Source organism: Donghicola sp. XS_ASV15, assembly GCF_041224595.1.
Classification (GTDB): Bacteria; Pseudomonadota; Alphaproteobacteria; order Rhodobacterales; family Rhodobacteraceae; genus Donghicola.
Genome location: NZ_JBGFGN010000154.1, coordinates 62521 through 76093 on the forward strand (window position 1 = coordinate 62521; position 13573 = coordinate 76093).

The 13573-nt window shown below is 60.5% G+C and carries 17 protein-coding genes; 10 read left to right on the forward strand and 7 right to left on the reverse strand.

Translation table 11 applies throughout. The annotated features are described in order from the left end of the window. The first annotated feature begins 68 nt into the window (after nucleotides 1-68). The 4 genes from AB9K37_RS13865 to AB9K37_RS13880 are packed head-to-tail and all read left to right on the forward strand — an operon-like array spanning nucleotide 69 to nucleotide 1707. A complete protein-coding gene (locus AB9K37_RS13865) occupies nucleotides 69-425 on the forward strand; it encodes a RidA family protein (protein WP_092464355.1) in 357 nt (118 codons plus the stop codon). 59 nt (nucleotides 426-484) lie between these two features. After that, on the forward strand, nucleotides 485-868 hold the full coding sequence (locus AB9K37_RS13870) for an NADH:ubiquinone oxidoreductase subunit NDUFA12 (protein WP_072706648.1): 384 nt from the start codon (nucleotides 485-487) through the stop codon (nucleotides 866-868). A gap of 9 nt (nucleotides 869-877) precedes the next feature. Next, the gene (gene mlaD, locus AB9K37_RS13875; protein ID WP_369839904.1) at nucleotides 878-1327 is read left to right on the forward strand and encodes an outer membrane lipid asymmetry maintenance protein MlaD; all 450 of its coding nucleotides are present in this window, start codon (nucleotides 878-880) and stop codon (nucleotides 1325-1327) included. Next, nucleotides 1324-1707, forward strand: coding sequence for a DUF2155 domain-containing protein (locus AB9K37_RS13880; protein ID WP_369839907.1), 384 nt, complete (start codon nucleotides 1324-1326; stop codon nucleotides 1705-1707). Before mlaD ends, AB9K37_RS13880 begins: the two co-directional genes overlap by 4 nt. On the opposite strand, the gene aat is transcribed toward AB9K37_RS13880, so the two are convergent. The 7 genes from aat to ccmI all read right to left on the reverse strand — a co-directional run bounded on the left by aat (nucleotide 1644) and on the right by ccmI (nucleotide 7134). Continuing rightward, nucleotides 1644-2282 carry a leucyl/phenylalanyl-tRNA--protein transferase gene (gene aat, locus AB9K37_RS13885; RefSeq protein WP_369839910.1) on the reverse strand — a complete coding sequence of 213 codons (639 nt, stop codon included), beginning with the start codon at nucleotides 2280-2282 and terminating at the stop codon, nucleotides 1644-1646. The genes AB9K37_RS13880 and aat overlap by 64 nt on opposite strands. 87 nt (nucleotides 2283-2369) lie before the next feature. After that, nucleotides 2370-3716 carry an acetyl-CoA carboxylase biotin carboxylase subunit gene (gene accC, locus AB9K37_RS13890; protein ID WP_072706645.1) on the reverse strand — a complete coding sequence of 449 codons (1347 nt, stop codon included), beginning with the start codon at nucleotides 3714-3716 and terminating at the stop codon, nucleotides 2370-2372. Between the two features lie 9 nt (nucleotides 3717-3725). After that, on the reverse strand, nucleotides 3726-4226 hold the full coding sequence (accB, locus tag AB9K37_RS13895) for an acetyl-CoA carboxylase biotin carboxyl carrier protein (protein WP_369839913.1): 501 nt from the start codon (nucleotides 4224-4226) through the stop codon (nucleotides 3726-3728). Nucleotides 4227-4457: 231 nt separating this feature from the next. Beyond that, nucleotides 4458-5072, reverse strand: coding sequence for a TetR family transcriptional regulator C-terminal domain-containing protein (locus AB9K37_RS13900; RefSeq protein ID WP_369839916.1), 615 nt, complete (start codon nucleotides 5070-5072; stop codon nucleotides 4458-4460). 126 nt (nucleotides 5073-5198) lie between these two features. Next, nucleotides 5199-5432, reverse strand: a complete 234-nt coding sequence (locus AB9K37_RS13905) for a DUF1289 domain-containing protein (RefSeq protein ID WP_369839919.1) — start codon at nucleotides 5430-5432, stop codon at nucleotides 5199-5201. Continuing rightward, complete coding sequence (ruvX, locus tag AB9K37_RS13910; RefSeq protein WP_369839922.1) at nucleotides 5429-5905, reverse strand: Holliday junction resolvase RuvX; 477 nt, start codon at nucleotides 5903-5905, stop codon at nucleotides 5429-5431. Before ruvX ends, AB9K37_RS13905 begins: the two co-directional genes overlap by 4 nt. Next, nucleotides 5902-7134 carry a c-type cytochrome biogenesis protein CcmI gene (gene ccmI / locus AB9K37_RS13915; protein ID WP_369839924.1) on the reverse strand — a complete coding sequence of 411 codons (1233 nt, stop codon included), beginning with the start codon at nucleotides 7132-7134 and terminating at the stop codon, nucleotides 5902-5904. Before ccmI ends, ruvX begins: the two co-directional genes overlap by 4 nt. Before the next feature lie 200 nt (nucleotides 7135-7334). Between ccmI and AB9K37_RS13920 the strand changes: the two genes are divergently transcribed. The 6 genes from AB9K37_RS13920 to AB9K37_RS13945 all read left to right on the forward strand — a co-directional run bounded on the left by AB9K37_RS13920 (nucleotide 7335) and on the right by AB9K37_RS13945 (nucleotide 13549). Further along, complete coding sequence (locus tag AB9K37_RS13920) at nucleotides 7335-8579, forward strand: sarcosine oxidase subunit beta family protein (protein ID WP_369839927.1); 1245 nt, start codon at nucleotides 7335-7337, stop codon at nucleotides 8577-8579. A 66-nt stretch (nucleotides 8580-8645) separates the two neighbouring features. Continuing rightward, nucleotides 8646-8897, forward strand: coding sequence for a hypothetical protein (locus tag AB9K37_RS13925; RefSeq protein WP_369839930.1), 252 nt, complete (start codon nucleotides 8646-8648; stop codon nucleotides 8895-8897). A 204-nt stretch (nucleotides 8898-9101) separates the two neighbouring features. Then, complete coding sequence (locus AB9K37_RS13930) at nucleotides 9102-9431, forward strand: sarcosine oxidase subunit delta (RefSeq protein WP_369839933.1); 330 nt, start codon at nucleotides 9102-9104, stop codon at nucleotides 9429-9431. Nucleotides 9432-9494: 63 nt separating this feature from the next. Beyond that, complete coding sequence (locus tag AB9K37_RS13935; protein ID WP_369839936.1) at nucleotides 9495-12509, forward strand: sarcosine oxidase subunit alpha family protein; 3015 nt, start codon at nucleotides 9495-9497, stop codon at nucleotides 12507-12509. Beyond that, nucleotides 12502-13071, forward strand: coding sequence for a sarcosine oxidase subunit gamma (locus AB9K37_RS13940; protein WP_072706635.1), 570 nt, complete (start codon nucleotides 12502-12504; stop codon nucleotides 13069-13071). Before AB9K37_RS13935 ends, AB9K37_RS13940 begins: the two co-directional genes overlap by 8 nt. 37 nt (nucleotides 13072-13108) lie before the next feature. Then, nucleotides 13109-13549, forward strand: a complete 441-nt coding sequence (locus tag AB9K37_RS13945; RefSeq protein WP_369839940.1) for an NUDIX hydrolase — start codon at nucleotides 13109-13111, stop codon at nucleotides 13547-13549. Nucleotides 13550-13573 lie beyond the last annotated feature (24 nt).

The window sequence follows — 13573 nt, forward strand, 5'->3', positions numbered from 1 at the left end:
CCCCACGGGGCGGGCATTTTTCTTGTCCGGTCCAGTGTGGCCGCATTTCCCGAAAAGGTTGTAGACAGATGAAGCGCATCAAATCCGGCGGTGTGTTCGAGGAAAAGATCGGTTACTGCCGTGCAGTCGTTGCGGGCGGTTTCGTCCATGTGGCAGGCACCGTGGGGCAGGGCGACACGGTCGAAGAGCAGTGCAAATCCGCACTCGAGGTCATTGGCGGCGCCCTTGAAAAAGCGGGCAGCTCTTTTGCAGATGTGGTGCGCGTGAACTACTACCTGCCGGACCGCGCAGAGTTTGAGGCTTGTTGGCCGATCCTCGCGGAAACCTTTGGGGAGAATCCGCCGGCCGCAACAATGGTGGAATGCCGCCTGATCGACGACAAGTACCGCATCGAAATCGAAGTTACCGCCCTCGCTCACGGCTAAGGGACTGGACCTTTCGAGGCGATTGCGCCATACGAAAGGGAATGAGATCGGAGGCACCTATGGGTATTCTGAACACGCTGCTGAAAGCTGTGACCTGGTGGAACGGCGCGACCTTGAACACCATGCTCTGGACCAACCGTCACGGGCAAAAAGTGGGCGAGGACGAGCAAGGCAACGTCTTTTACCAAACCGAAGGTGGCAAGCGCCGCTGGGTGATCTTTAACGGCGAAGCCGAAGCAAGCCGCGTCAGCCCCGACTGGCATGGTTGGCTGCACTACACCTATGATGAGCCGCCGACCGATCGTCCGCTGGCCCACAAAGAGTGGGAAAAGCCGCACCAGGAAAACCTGACCGGTACGCCGCTGGCCTACGCGCCCGCAGGGTCGATCCGTCGCCCCGAGCCTGCACCCCGTCAGGACTACGAAGCCTGGCAGCCCGAGTAAGGCATCATCATGGCTGAGAACCGTACCGAAGTACTGGTCGGCGGCGCCGTCATGGCGCTCGCCATTGGGTTTGTGGTGTATGCAGGGCAGGTGGCTGGCCTGTCGCTAGGACAGTCCGCAACCTATCCGTTGACTGCGAGCTTCCGCTCGGCCGAGGGCATTACCCTTGGGACCGACGTGCGTTTGGCCGGTGTGAAAATCGGCACCGTCAGCGACATGGAGCTGAATCCGACCACGTTCCGCGCCGAGACCGAAATCCAGATCCAGAACGGGATCGTACTGCCCTATGACAGTGCGATCACCGTCGCGTCCGAAGGTCTGCTCGGGGGCAACTACATCGAGATTGTGCCTGGTGGCTCGCTCGATAACCTAGCTGCTGGGGATGAGATCGAGGATACGCAGAGCGCGATCAGCCTTGTATCGCTGATGATGAAGTTCGTGTCTGGGGGCTACGAGTGATCCGGTACGCCGCAGCTTTGTTGATGGCAATGTCGCTGCCCGCGGCAGCTCAAGAAGCGACAACGCGCGGCACCGGCGCGTTGCTGCGCGGTTTGGACAAAATTACCGGCGCCGTTACTGATCTGGAAATTGAAACCGGCGGATACGCGCGTCTGGGGCGCGTGACGATCGCGCTCGGTGAATGTCGCTACCCGCCCGCTGATCCGGCTGGCGAAGGCTATGCATTTTTGTCGATTGCCGAACAGGACGGTGCCTCTGTTTTTCAGGGCTGGATGGTCGCATCATCGCCAGCGCTAAATCCGATGGACCACGCCCGCTATGACGTCTGGGTATTGCGTTGCACCACTGCAGACGGATCGTCTTCGAGCGGGACAGAGTAAATATCAGCAACATTTTCCAGCGCGTTGGACAGCCTTGCGTGATATTCGGCGCGAGGGATCTCTATCGCCCCAAGGCTGGCCAAGTGCGGCGTCAGGAACTGCGTGTCAAACAGCGTAAAGCCCGCGCCGCGCAGGTGGTCCACCAGCCACGCCAGCGCCAGTTTCGACGCGTCGGTCCGGCGCGAGAACATGCTCTCTCCGAAATAGGCAGTGCCAAGGGCAAGGCCATAGACCCCACCAATCAGATCTCCGTCTTCGGACCAGATTTCGAGAGAATGGCCATATCCGATGTCGTGAAGCTTGGTGTACAGAGCCAGAATTTCCGCGTTGATCCACGTTTCTGGACGTTCTGCGCAGGCCTCCATCACGCCGCGATAATCGCCGTTGATGGATACCGAATACCCGCCCCGCTTGATCCGCCGGGCGAGGCTGCGCGAGATGTGAAAACCGTCTAGGGGAATGATGCCGCGCATCTTGGGATCGACCCAAAATAGGTCCGGATCATCGCGGCCCTCCGACATGGGAAAGACACCTGCGGCATAGGCATTCAAGAGAAGTTCCGGCGTGATCGTCATAGAGGATAATCCTAATCCGCCCGCCGGAATGCGCAAGGGCAGGCGCAATGGCCTGCCCTTGGAAATCGTGTCTAGCGGCCTGAAAGATCAGCCGAAATTCGCGGCCAGCCACTTTTCCAACCAGTGGATGTCGTAGTCACCGGTGTGAATATCCTTTTCCGCGAGCAGCGCGTGGAACAGGGGCACGGTGGTGTCGACGCCATCCACAATCAACTCGCCCAAGGCGCGGTTCAGACGAGCCAAAGCCTCGGTCCGGTCGCGGCCATGCACGATCAGTTTGCCGATCAAGCTGTCGTAGTAGGGCGGAATCGAGTAGCCCTGATAGAGCGCGCTGTCCATCCGCACACCCAGACCGCCGGGAGCGTGGTACTGGGTGATCTTGCCGGGGCAAGGCGCAAAGTTCGGCAGACGCTCTGCGTTAATGCGAACCTCGATGGCGTGACCGTTGATCTGCAACTCGTCCTGAGTGAACGACAGCTTCTGACCCGCCGCGACGCGAATCTGTTCGCGCACCAGATCGACGCCAAAGATGGCTTCGGTCACGGGGTGTTCCACCTGCAGACGGGTGTTCATCTCGATGAAGTAGAACTCGCCGTTCTCGTACAGGAACTCGATGGTGCCTGCGCCACGGTAGTTCATTGCGCCGATGGCGTCGGCACAGATTTTACCGATGCGCGCGCGCTCTTCTTCGGTGATGCAGGGGCCGGGGGCCTCTTCGAGTACTTTCTGGTGACGACGCTGCAGCGAGCAGTCGCGCTCGCCCAAGTGCACACCGTTGCCCTGACCGTCGCCGAACACCTGAATTTCGATGTGGCGGGGCTTTTGCAGGTACTTCTCGATGTAGACTTCGTCGTTGCCAAACGCGGCTTTGGCCTCGGACCGCGCGGTGCGGAACGAATTCTCGATCTCTTGCTCGTTCAGGGCCACCTTCATACCGCGGCCACCGCCACCGGCGGTCGCTTTGATGATGACGGGATAGCCCATGTCGGCTGCGACCTTCTTGGCGTCTTCCACGGTGGGCACGCCGCCAGCTGAGCCGGGCACCACGGGGATCCCTAGCTTTTCAGCGGTTTCCTTGGCCGTGATCTTGTCGCCCATCTGGCTGATATGCTCGGCCGAGGGGCCGATAAAGGTGATGCCGTGATCTTCGACGATCTGCACGAAGTTCTGGTTTTCCGACAGGAAGCCATAGCCCGGGTGGATCGCCTGCGCGCCGGTCACTTCGCAGGCCGCGATGATGGCGGGGAAGGACAGGTAGCTGTCAGTGCTAGAATTGGGGCCGATGCAGACAGCCTCGTCCGCCATGCGCACATGCATGGCGTTGGCGTCTGCGGTCGAGTGGACCGCGACAGAGGCGATGCCCATCTCGCGGCAGGCGCGGATGACGCGCAGCGCGATTTCGCCCCGGTTCGCGATCAGAATTTTATCGAACATGGGTCAGCCTCACTCGATGATAACGAGCGGTGCGCCGTACTCTACTGCCGAGCCGTCTTCGACGAGGATACGCTTGACGGTGCCCGACTTGGGCGCGGGGATGTGGTTCATGGTCTTCATCGCTTCGATGATGACGATGGTGTCACCCTCTTTGACCTGTGCGCCGACAGAGATGAACGCAGGTGCGCCGGGCTCTGCCTGCAGGTAGATGGTACCAACCATGGGCGAGGTCACAGCGCCGGGGTGGTCAGCGGGATTGTCGCTTGCGGGAGCTTCGGCTGCAGCAGGTGCCGCTGCGGGCGCAGCCGCAGGTGCCGAAGCTGCGGGGGCAGCGGCGTATTGGACAGGGGCAGGGGCCGCAACAGGGGCTGCGCGCGACACGCGCACATCCAGACTATCATCCTCGGCGTATTCACGTTTGACCTGAAGTTCGGTCAGATCGTTTTCGCGCAGCAGCTCTGCAAGAGCCTGAATGAAGGCGACATCTGCGTCGTGGTTTTGTTTGCTCATACCGTCCTCGATAGAAAGATGGCCGCGCCGCGAGTGGTCGGGGGCGGGTCACGAATTTGGACGGTGTATACGCTCTCTGGGAATGCGTGAAAAGCGTCGGATCACTGTTTTCGCCTGCGAAACGACCGGATTCCCCTCTGACGAAAGCCGATTTTCTGTAAAAAATCAGGGCCTGACAGATTCATGCGCAAAGGCTGCCCTGGCGGCAACTTTCGAACCCTTTGGCATGGGTTACGGTGTCAGCATCCGCGTGAAGAGCGTGGTCAGATAGCTCTCGGCCTCGTCGAAAATCTCGTCTGTGTCCTCGCGCAGGATGGCGCGAACCTGAACGTCGAAGTCCGCATAGTGCTGCGTCAGCGACCAGATCGAGAAGATCAGGTGATAGGGGTCGGTTTCCGCGATGCGGCCATCGGCGCTCCACTTGCGGATAATCTTGACCTTTTCGTCGACCAGTTCTTTGAGCTCGCCTTCGATGGCGTGCATCATGCGCGGGGCGCCTTGAATGATCTCGTTCGCAAAGAGCCGGCTTTCGCGCGGGAAGTCGCGGCTCATCTGAAGTTTGCGCTTCATATAGCCGAGGATTTCTTCGATCGCGTCGCCGTCTTCCTTCATCTCCCGCAAGGGGTCGAGCCAGTTGTCGAGCAGCCCTTCGAGTACCTCGGTAAAGATGGCCTCTTTGGATTTGAAGTAATAGAGCAGGTTGGGTTTCGACAGACCTGCGGTTTTGGCGATTTGATCCAGAGTGCTGCCACGGAACCCGTACTGCGAGAATACGACCAAAGCGGCCTCGAGAATCGCTTCGGTGTTCTTGCGTTGGATGCGGGTCATGGGTTTGCGCTGCGTCATGTTGGGTAAGTAAGATGCGTGACAACAGCTTGTAAAGAACGGAAATGCCGCCCAAGCGCCGTAATGGCGACTGAATATTAGGCAAGTCGCCCTTTGGTGGATGGAATTTCGAAGAATCTTCGAAAATCAGGCGCGGTTAAGCCTTGCTGCGCGCCCACCACGGCGCTGTTTGTGCAGGTCTGCGCGTGACGGCAGTTCAGCCATAATATCGCGGCGCACTTCGGGCGTCATCTGCGACCAAGCGCCGATTTCATCCAACGAACGCAGGCAGCCGGTGCACAGTTTGGTTTCTGGGTGAATCACACAGATTTTGACGCAAGGACTTTCGATTTCGTCTCGCTTCCAGATGTCGTCGGTCAATCCGCTCTCCCAAGGTGGCCAAGGCGATCCAGCGCGCCCTGAAGGATGTAACTGGCCGCCACGTGGTCGATCACCTCGGCGCGGCGGCGGCGGGACGTGTCAGCCTCGAGCAGCGCGCGTTCGGCGGCCACTGTGGACAGACGTTCGTCCCAGAATGTGATCGGCAGGTCGGTCAGCTTGCTCAGGTTGCGCGCAAAGGCGCGGGTTTTTTGGCAGCGGGGGCCCTCGGTGCCATCCATGTTGCGTGGCAGCCCCAGCACGATGCCAGAGATATTGCGCTTGTTCAGAATGGCCAGCAATGCTTCTGCATCGACACCGAATTTCTTGCGGCGAATGGTTTCCAGCGGTGTCGCCACGCCACGGAACGTGTCCGAGACGGCGACGCCAATGGTTTTGTCCCCAAAATCCAGTCCGGCCATGGCAGTCATGGGCGGGCAGGCGGCGGCAAATTCCGCGATGTCTTCGTAGATCACTGCGCGACCCCTGCTTGCTCTGCTGCGGCGCGGATGGCGGCCAGTTCATCGGGGCGTTCAGCGAAACGGCCTTGGGCTTCGGCCCAGATTGCGGCGGCGCGGTCCTGTTCACCAAGAACACCATAAGCATTGATCAGGCGCGCCCATTCGGGGGCGGTCCCGCCCTCGGTAGCGAGGCGCTCTGACAGGTTGGCGACCATGCCGCGGATCATGTTTTGACGATCTTCGTCAGAGAGTTCGGCGGCGCTCTGCATATCCTCGGCGCTGGGGCCACGCAGCATTGGCGCGTCAGCAACGGGGGGCAGGGTGTATTCGACCCCAGCACGCATGGCGATCTCTTCGATTTGCGCGCGAATTGGCGGAATCCACGCCGCATCGTCGGGCCCCTGACGCAGCAGGCTGCGCCAAATGCCAAATGCCTGATCGGGGCGGTCGTTCTGGGTCAGCATCAGGCCCCAGTAATACAGAGCGGTGCCGTTCTTGGGATCACGGGACAAGGCCTGCTTCAGAGCGGTCTCGGCCTCAGGGCTGACATAACCGCCCGCGGCTAGGATCAGGACGTCCGCATAATCGGCGTAGTCGGTCGCGGTTGCCTCGTCACCCTTGATCTCTAGGACGCGGGCCTGTGCGGCATGGGCGCGGGCAAAGTTGCCTAAGACAGCTTCGTTGCGAACCAGCAGCGCTTGGCCTTGCAGATCGTCGGGGCGCTGCTCGACAGCGGCGCGCAATTTTTCGACCAGTTCCAAATATTTGGGATCGCGGTCGGGGTTCGGCATCGGAGGCAGTTCCGCCTCGGCCTGCGCCTGAGAGGGACGGTCCGCACGGCGTTCTTCGGCCATCTCGATCCGGTCCTTCAGAGCCAGATCGCCATATCCGACAGCGCCATAGTGGTCGTACATCCACCAGCCGCCCCCCAGCAGGAACACCGCCACAAGAGCGGCCATGGCCATGGTCGCGGATTTCGGCTGGCCGGCACCAGACTGTTGTTCCTGCAACTTGGCGTCAGCAGCCAGAATCCGGCGACCAATTTCGGCTTTCAGGCGCTCGACTTCTTCGGGGGCGATCACGCCGCGCGCAGAATCGCGTTCCACCTCGGCCATCTGGTCGCGATAGACCTTCAGGTCATAGGCCGCAGGGGGCTCAGCGCCCGCCTTACCTCGGATGAGTGCTAGAACGAGCAGTGCCGCAACCAGTGCAGCCAAGCCGAGTGTGATGATCCAAAATGTCATGTCGTCTCCCAAGTCTGATTGCTATTTAGGCAGGAATGGTTCTTGGAAAAAGTCAAAATCGCGCCATAACCATGGTATGTCGCAGAACGCCACGGCCTCATGTCGCATCCAGTCGGTATTGTGACGCTGAGAGAGGCGGTCCAGAATTGCGACAGGTCCATGACGGATCATGAACTGACACACCTACGGATTCGAGTCTGATGAAACGCTATTCCGTCTTCGCGGTTGCCCGAGAGGCACAACGTTACCACTCTGGCTGGGAGCGCGCATGGCGTTCGCCCGAGCCCCAAAAATCCTACGATGTCATCATCGTAGGCGCGGGCGGCCACGGTTTGGCGACGGCCTATTACCTGGGCAAGAATTTTGGCATCACAAACGTTGCCATCATCGAGAAGGGATGGCTTGGCGGCGGCAACACCGGCCGGAACACCACCATCATCCGCTCGAACTACCTGCAGGATCCGTCTGCCGCGATCTATGAAAAGGCGCGCGACCTGTACGAGACTTTGTCGCAGGATCTGAACTACAACGTCATGTTCAGCCCCCGCGGCGTGATCATGCTGGCCCAGACCCATCACGAGGTCCGTGGCTATCAGCGCACGGCTCATGCGAACGCGCTGCAGGGCGTGAAGACCGAATTCATTGGCCCCGAAAAGGTCAAAGAAATCGTGCCGATCATCAACATTGACGGCCCGCGCTACCCTGTTCTGGGTGGTCTCTTGCAGAAACGCGGCGGCACCGCGCGTCACGATGCTGTGGCGTGGGGCTATGCGCGTGCGTGCTCTGACATGGGCATGGACATTATCCAGAAGTGCGAAGTGACCGGCGTGCGCCGCATCGCAGGCCGTGTCGTTGGCGTTGAAACCACCAAGGGCAGCATCGACTGCAACAAGCTTGGCATTGTGGTTGCGGGTCACTCGGGCGTTCTGGCCGATATGGCGGGCTTGCGTCTGCCGATTGAATCGGCGGCGCTGCAGGCTCTGGTGTCCGAACCCATCAAACCCTGCATGGACGTGGTCGTCATGGCCAACACCGTTCACGGTTACATGTCCCAGTCCGACAAGGGCGAAATGGTGATCGGCGGCGGAACCGACAGCTTCAACAACTACACCCAGCGCGGCAGCTTCCACCACATCGAGGAAACCGTGCGCGCGCTGGTCGAAACCTTCCCGATGATCAGCCGCCTGAAGATGCTGCGTCAGTGGGGCGGCATCGTGGACATGACCGGCGACCGCTCGCCCATCATCTCTAAAACGCCGCTGGAAAACTGCTTCATCAACTGCGGTTGGGGCACCGGCGGCTTCAAGGCGATCCCCGGCTCGGGTTGGGCGATGGCAGAGCTGATGGCCAAGGGCTACTCGCCGCTGGCAAACGAATTCTCCGTGGACCGCTTCAAAGAAGGCCGCTTCATCGACGAATCCGTGGCCGCTGGTGTGGCGCACTAAGATGCGGAACCTTTTTCGCATATCCGGCGTTTGCTGTGTAACTGACCATTACACAGGAGCGAAATCATGGCTGCCCACGACAGCAACACCGGAACTGGCAACAACTCGAACAGCGTTCTCGCGTTCATCGTCGGCGCGCTCGTCGTCGCAGTCGTTGTCCTTGGTTTCGCGCTGTATAACGGCATGGATTTCGGCCAAGACGACGACATCAGCATCAGCATCGAAGGCGCAGGCCCCGCAGCTGAGCAAGCTGGCGAAGCGCTTGAAGGCGCAGCCAACGCTGTTGATGACGCAGCCGAAGACGTTACCGGCCAATAACACCGACTTGCCTTTCGGCCGGTCGTTCAAAGATCGAATGGCCGAAGCATACCGTCGCCGCACCCCGCTTTCCGACTTACCTCAGGGGGGCGGCGACACTTACTCCCGACACACCAGCACCGCCGCCCCGCAGCACGCATTTCGTGCCCTGCGGTCTTTGTCGTGCGCAATTCCCACCTCTTTCCGTGCAAAAGGATTGGCCTCATGCTGACACTCCAGTGCCCCTATTGCGGCGTCATGGCCGAGGAAACCGAACTCTCCGCTGGCGGCGAGGCTCATCTGAAACGTTTCGGACCGGGCTCGAACGACGAAGAGTTCGAGAGCTATATGTTCATGCGTGAAAACCCGCGCGGCGTACATTTCGAACGCTGGCGCCATGCAAATGGCTGCGGCAAGTGGTTCCACGCGGCGCGAGACACCGTCACGCTCGAGGTTTTCGGCACCTACACCGCCCAAACCTCTATGCCGCCCGCAGATCTTCTGGAAAAAATCCGCGCAGCGCGCCCCGGCTTTAAGTGGAGAGAGTTCGAATGACCTTTCTGCTTTGCGTAAATACTCAAATCCCCCCGTTCTCCGGCAAAAGCGAGGTCTGAGAGAATGAGCACCCGACTTTCCAAGGCAGGCCGTCTGGTCGACACCTCGAAATCTGTCGCGTTCACGTTTAACGGCAAGAAGATGCAGGGCCACGCGGGCGATACGCTGGCCTCTGCATTGCTGGCCAACGACCAGATGATGGTCGGCCGGTCGTTCAAGTACCACCGTCCCCGCGGGATCGTGGCCTCTGGCGCCGAAGAGCCGAACGCTCTGGTGAACCTCGGCTCTGGCAACACGTTCGAGCCCAACCAGCGCACCACGACGACCGAACTCTTTGACGGTCTGTCCGCGACCAGCCAGAACCACTGGCCCTCGCTCGATTTCGACATCGGCGCGGTGAACGGTTTGTTTGCGAACTACCTGACCGCTGGCTTCTACTACAAGATGTTCATCCACCCGCGTCCGCTGTGGAAATACGTCTACGAGCCCTTCATCCGCCAGTCCGCGGGTCTGGGTAAGGCGCCCAAGGACACCGACGGCGACCGCTACGAGCACTTCTATGCTTACGTCGACGTTGCTGTGATCGGCGGCGGTGTGGCAGGCCTTCAGGCAGCTTTGGCCGCTGGCGAAGCGGGTGCCAAGGTTCTGCTGATGGAACAGACCGCGCATTTTGGTGGCCGCGCTCCTGTAGACGGCGGCACCATCGACGGCATCGAAGCCGAAACATGGATCGCTGGCGCTCTGGCCCGTCTGGACGAGATGCCCAACGTCACTGTCCGTCGCCGCATGATGGGGGCAGGGGTCTATGACCACGGCTACCTGTTGGGCTACGAGCGGGTCAAAGACCACGCGCCCGAACTGGACGCCCCCCGTCACCGTCTGTGGCGCATACGCGCCAAGCAGATCGTGACCGCGACTGGTGCGATCGAACGTCCTATCAGCTTTGCAGGCAACGACATCCCCGGTGTCATGCTGGCCAGCGCTGTGCGTGACTACGCGGTAAACTATGGTGTCGCCGTGGGTCAGAAAACCGTGGTTGTCACCAACAATGATGACGGCTACCGCACCGCGCTCAAGCTCAAGGAGCTGGGTGTTGACGTGCCCGCGATCATTGATGCCCGTGAAGACGGCGCCGGCGCTCTGGCAGATGCGGCGCGCAAGGCTGGCATTCGTGTCGAGCCCGGCAAAGCGATCGCCAAAGTCAAAGGTGGCAAGCGCGTCGAAGGCGTCGAGCTGTGCCGGATGCAGGGCAACGGCGGCGCTGTGATCGAAACCATCAAATGTGATGCGGTTGCCATGTCCGGCGGTTGGTCGCCTGTTGTGCACCTGTGGTCGCATTGCGGTGGCAAGCTGGTTTGGGACGAGGTCGAAAGCCACTTCAAACCCGATCCCGACCGCGCGCCCACCAATCAGGATGGCAAACCCTTTGTCATCACCGCAGGCAGCGCCTCTGGCCCCCTCGGCCTTGGCGAGGTTCTGGCGGATGCGGATGCGGCTGGTAAGAAAGCGGCCGAAGCGGCTGGCTTCACCGCCGCCTCGACACCCGCGCCGAACGGTGACGCGCGCGACGAAAAACCGATGCAGCCCGTGTGGATGATGCCCTCGGACGCGGTCTATAACCTGCGCATGAAGATGTGGCTGGACTACCAGAACGACGTCAAAGTTTCCGACGTCCAGCTGGCTGCCCGCGAAGGCTATGAGAGCGTGGAGCACACCAAGCGTTACACCACGCTGGGTATGGCGACCGATCAGGGTAAGCTGAGCAACATCAATGGCTTGGCGATCCTTGCTGATACATTGGGTGCAGAGATTCCGCAGGTGGGCACCACCACCTTCCGTCCGCCGTACACCCCCATCTCGATGGGTTCGATCGGTGGCGAGGCACGCGGCGACACCTTCCAGCCGATCCGTCACACCCCGATCCAGCAGTGGCACATCGACAACGGCGCCTACATGGAGCCCGTCGGTCACTGGCGTCGTCCCTACACCTTCCCCCGCGGGTCCGAGACTTACGAGCAGGCAGTGAACCGCGAGATCACCAACACCCGCACCAATGTGGGTCTGCTGGATGCCTCGACGCTGGGTAAGATTATCGTCAAGGGGCCCGATGCGGCCAAGTTCCTCGACCTCATGTATACCAACATGATGAGCACCCTGAAGCCGGGCAAATGCCGCTACGGTCTGATGTGCAACGAGAACGGCTTCCTGATGGACGACGGCGTTGTGGCCCGCTTGGACGAGGAAACCTTCCTTGTGCACACCACATCGGGCGGCGCGGCGCACACCCACGCCCACATGGAAGAGTGGCTGCAGACCGAGTGGTGGGACATGAAAGTCTACACCGCCGATGTGACCGAACAGTATGCACAGATCGCAATTGTGGGTCCCAAAGCCCGCAAAGTTCTGGAACAGCTGGGTGGCATGGACCTGTCCAAGGATGCGCTCAAGTTTATGGAGTGGACCCAAGGCAAGTTGGGTGGCTTTGATGCCCGCATCTTCCGCATCTCGTTCTCGGGCGAGCTGTCCTACGAGATCGCGGTGCCTGCAAGCCAAGGTCGCGCCTTCTGGGATGCGCTGATGGAAGCTGGCGAAGAGCATGGCGTCATGCCCTACGGTACCGAATGTCTGCACGTCATGCGCGCCGAGAAGGGCTTTATCATGATCGGGGACGAAACCGATGGCACCGTGATCCCGCAGGATCTGGGGCTGAATTGGGCGATCTCGAAAAAGAAAGAGGACTTCATCGGTAAACGCGGTCAGCAGCGCACGTTCCTCGCCAGCGAGGACCGTTGGCAGCTGGTGGGTCTGGAAACCGTCGATGGCAGCGTTCTGCCCGATGGCGCCTACGCTGTGGTCCACGGCCACAACGAAAACGGCCAGCGCACCATGATCGGCCGCGTGACGTCGACCTACTACTCGCCCACATTGGGCCGCGGCATCGCGATGGGTCTGGTCAAGCACGGACCCGAGCGTATGGGCGAACTGGTAGAATTCGCGAAAACCGACGGCTCGACCGTTATGGCGAAAATCGTTGACCCTGTCTGGTACGACAAAGAAGGGGAAAAGCAGAATGTCTGAAGCAATCAGCGTATTGGCTGGCGCGAACACCGAAGGGTTCTGCCGCGTCTCTGAACTGGGCCTGCATGGCATGATTACCGTCCGCGGTGATCTGTCGAACGCCGATCTGGCCAAAGCGCTTTGCGCAGTGGCGGGCGTCGACGCGCTGCCAGAGGTCCGCAAGATGGTTGGCGGTCTGGAAGGGGGCATCGCATGGATGTCGCCGGACGAACTGATGGTGTTCGTGCCCTATGCCCAAGTCGTCGACAAAGTGGACGAGTTGAACAGCACGCTTGCTGGCTCGCACTTCTTGGCTGTGAACGTGTCGGACGCCCGCGCGGTGTTCGGCATCGACGGGGCAGGGGCACGCGAAGTGATCGCCAAGGTCGCCCCCGTGGACATGTCCCCCGAGGCCTTCACCACCGGTGATCTGCGCCGTACCCGTATCGCTCAGGTCGCGGCCGCGTTCTGGATGGCCGGAGACGACAGCTTCCGCCTGATCTGCTTCCGCTCGGTCGGGGATTACGCCTTTAAACTGCTGAGCGTTTCGGCAGCCAAGGGCGGCGAAGTCGGTTATTTCTAAACTATTTCAAGGGGGCATCCGGTGATAGGGTGCCCCCATGAACATCTGGCGCCCCCAACAAACCATCCGTGTCAAAGCCCTTGGCCTGCACTGGCGCGGTGATCGCCTGCTGGTTGCTGAAGTCCCGGATGACAGTGGTGCGCTGACTGGTGTGCGCCCCTTGGGCGGAACCGTCGAATTCGGTGAAAGCTGGCACGACACCCTGATCCGCGAATTTGCCGAAGAGATGGGGGTTCAGGCCCGCATCACCGGCGCGCCGCAGGTCTTTGAAAATATCTACACCCACCACGACATGACCGGCCACGAGGTTGTTTTTGCGGCCGAAGTCGCGTTTGACGACAGCGGTTTCGCGGATCGCTTCACCTTTGCCGAGGATAACGGCGCAGTGGCCACTGCTCTGTGGATCGCCCCACAGGAATTGCGGCAGCGTGGCATCGCTCTATTTCCGACTGGATTAGGCAACTTTTTGGGGAACTAGGTGGTTTCTGTGATGGTTGGACTT

What these genes read in the sequence shown, in the direction of transcription:
- AB9K37_RS13865 (WP_092464355.1), top strand. Translation starts at nt 69, where the DNA reads ATGAAGCGCATCAAATCCGGCGGTGTGTTCGAGGAAAAGATCGGTTAC.
- AB9K37_RS13870 (WP_072706648.1), top strand. Translation starts at nt 485, where the DNA reads ATGGGTATTCTGAACACGCTGCTGAAAGCTGTGACCTGGTGGAACGGC.
- mlaD (WP_369839904.1), top strand. Translation starts at nt 878, where the DNA reads ATGGCTGAGAACCGTACCGAAGTACTGGTCGGCGGCGCCGTCATGGCG.
- aat (WP_369839910.1), bottom strand. Translation starts at nt 2,282, where the DNA reads ATGACGATCACGCCGGAACTTCTCTTGAATGCCTATGCCGCAGGTGTC.
- accC (WP_072706645.1), bottom strand. Translation starts at nt 3,716, where the DNA reads ATGTTCGATAAAATTCTGATCGCGAACCGGGGCGAAATCGCGCTGCGC.
- accB (WP_369839913.1), bottom strand. Translation starts at nt 4,226, where the DNA reads ATGAGCAAACAAAACCACGACGCAGATGTCGCCTTCATTCAGGCTCTT.
- AB9K37_RS13900 (WP_369839916.1), bottom strand. Translation starts at nt 5,072, where the DNA reads ATGACGCAGCGCAAACCCATGACCCGCATCCAACGCAAGAACACCGAA.
- ccmI (WP_369839924.1), bottom strand. Translation starts at nt 7,134, where the DNA reads ATGACATTTTGGATCATCACACTCGGCTTGGCTGCACTGGTTGCGGCA.
- AB9K37_RS13920 (WP_369839927.1), top strand. Translation starts at nt 7,335, where the DNA reads ATGAAACGCTATTCCGTCTTCGCGGTTGCCCGAGAGGCACAACGTTAC.
- AB9K37_RS13925 (WP_369839930.1), top strand. Translation starts at nt 8,646, where the DNA reads ATGGCTGCCCACGACAGCAACACCGGAACTGGCAACAACTCGAACAGC.
- AB9K37_RS13930 (WP_369839933.1), top strand. Translation starts at nt 9,102, where the DNA reads ATGCTGACACTCCAGTGCCCCTATTGCGGCGTCATGGCCGAGGAAACC.
- AB9K37_RS13935 (WP_369839936.1), top strand. Translation starts at nt 9,495, where the DNA reads ATGAGCACCCGACTTTCCAAGGCAGGCCGTCTGGTCGACACCTCGAAA.
- AB9K37_RS13940 (WP_072706635.1), top strand. Translation starts at nt 12,502, where the DNA reads ATGTCTGAAGCAATCAGCGTATTGGCTGGCGCGAACACCGAAGGGTTC.
- AB9K37_RS13945 (WP_369839940.1), top strand. Translation starts at nt 13,109, where the DNA reads ATGAACATCTGGCGCCCCCAACAAACCATCCGTGTCAAAGCCCTTGGC.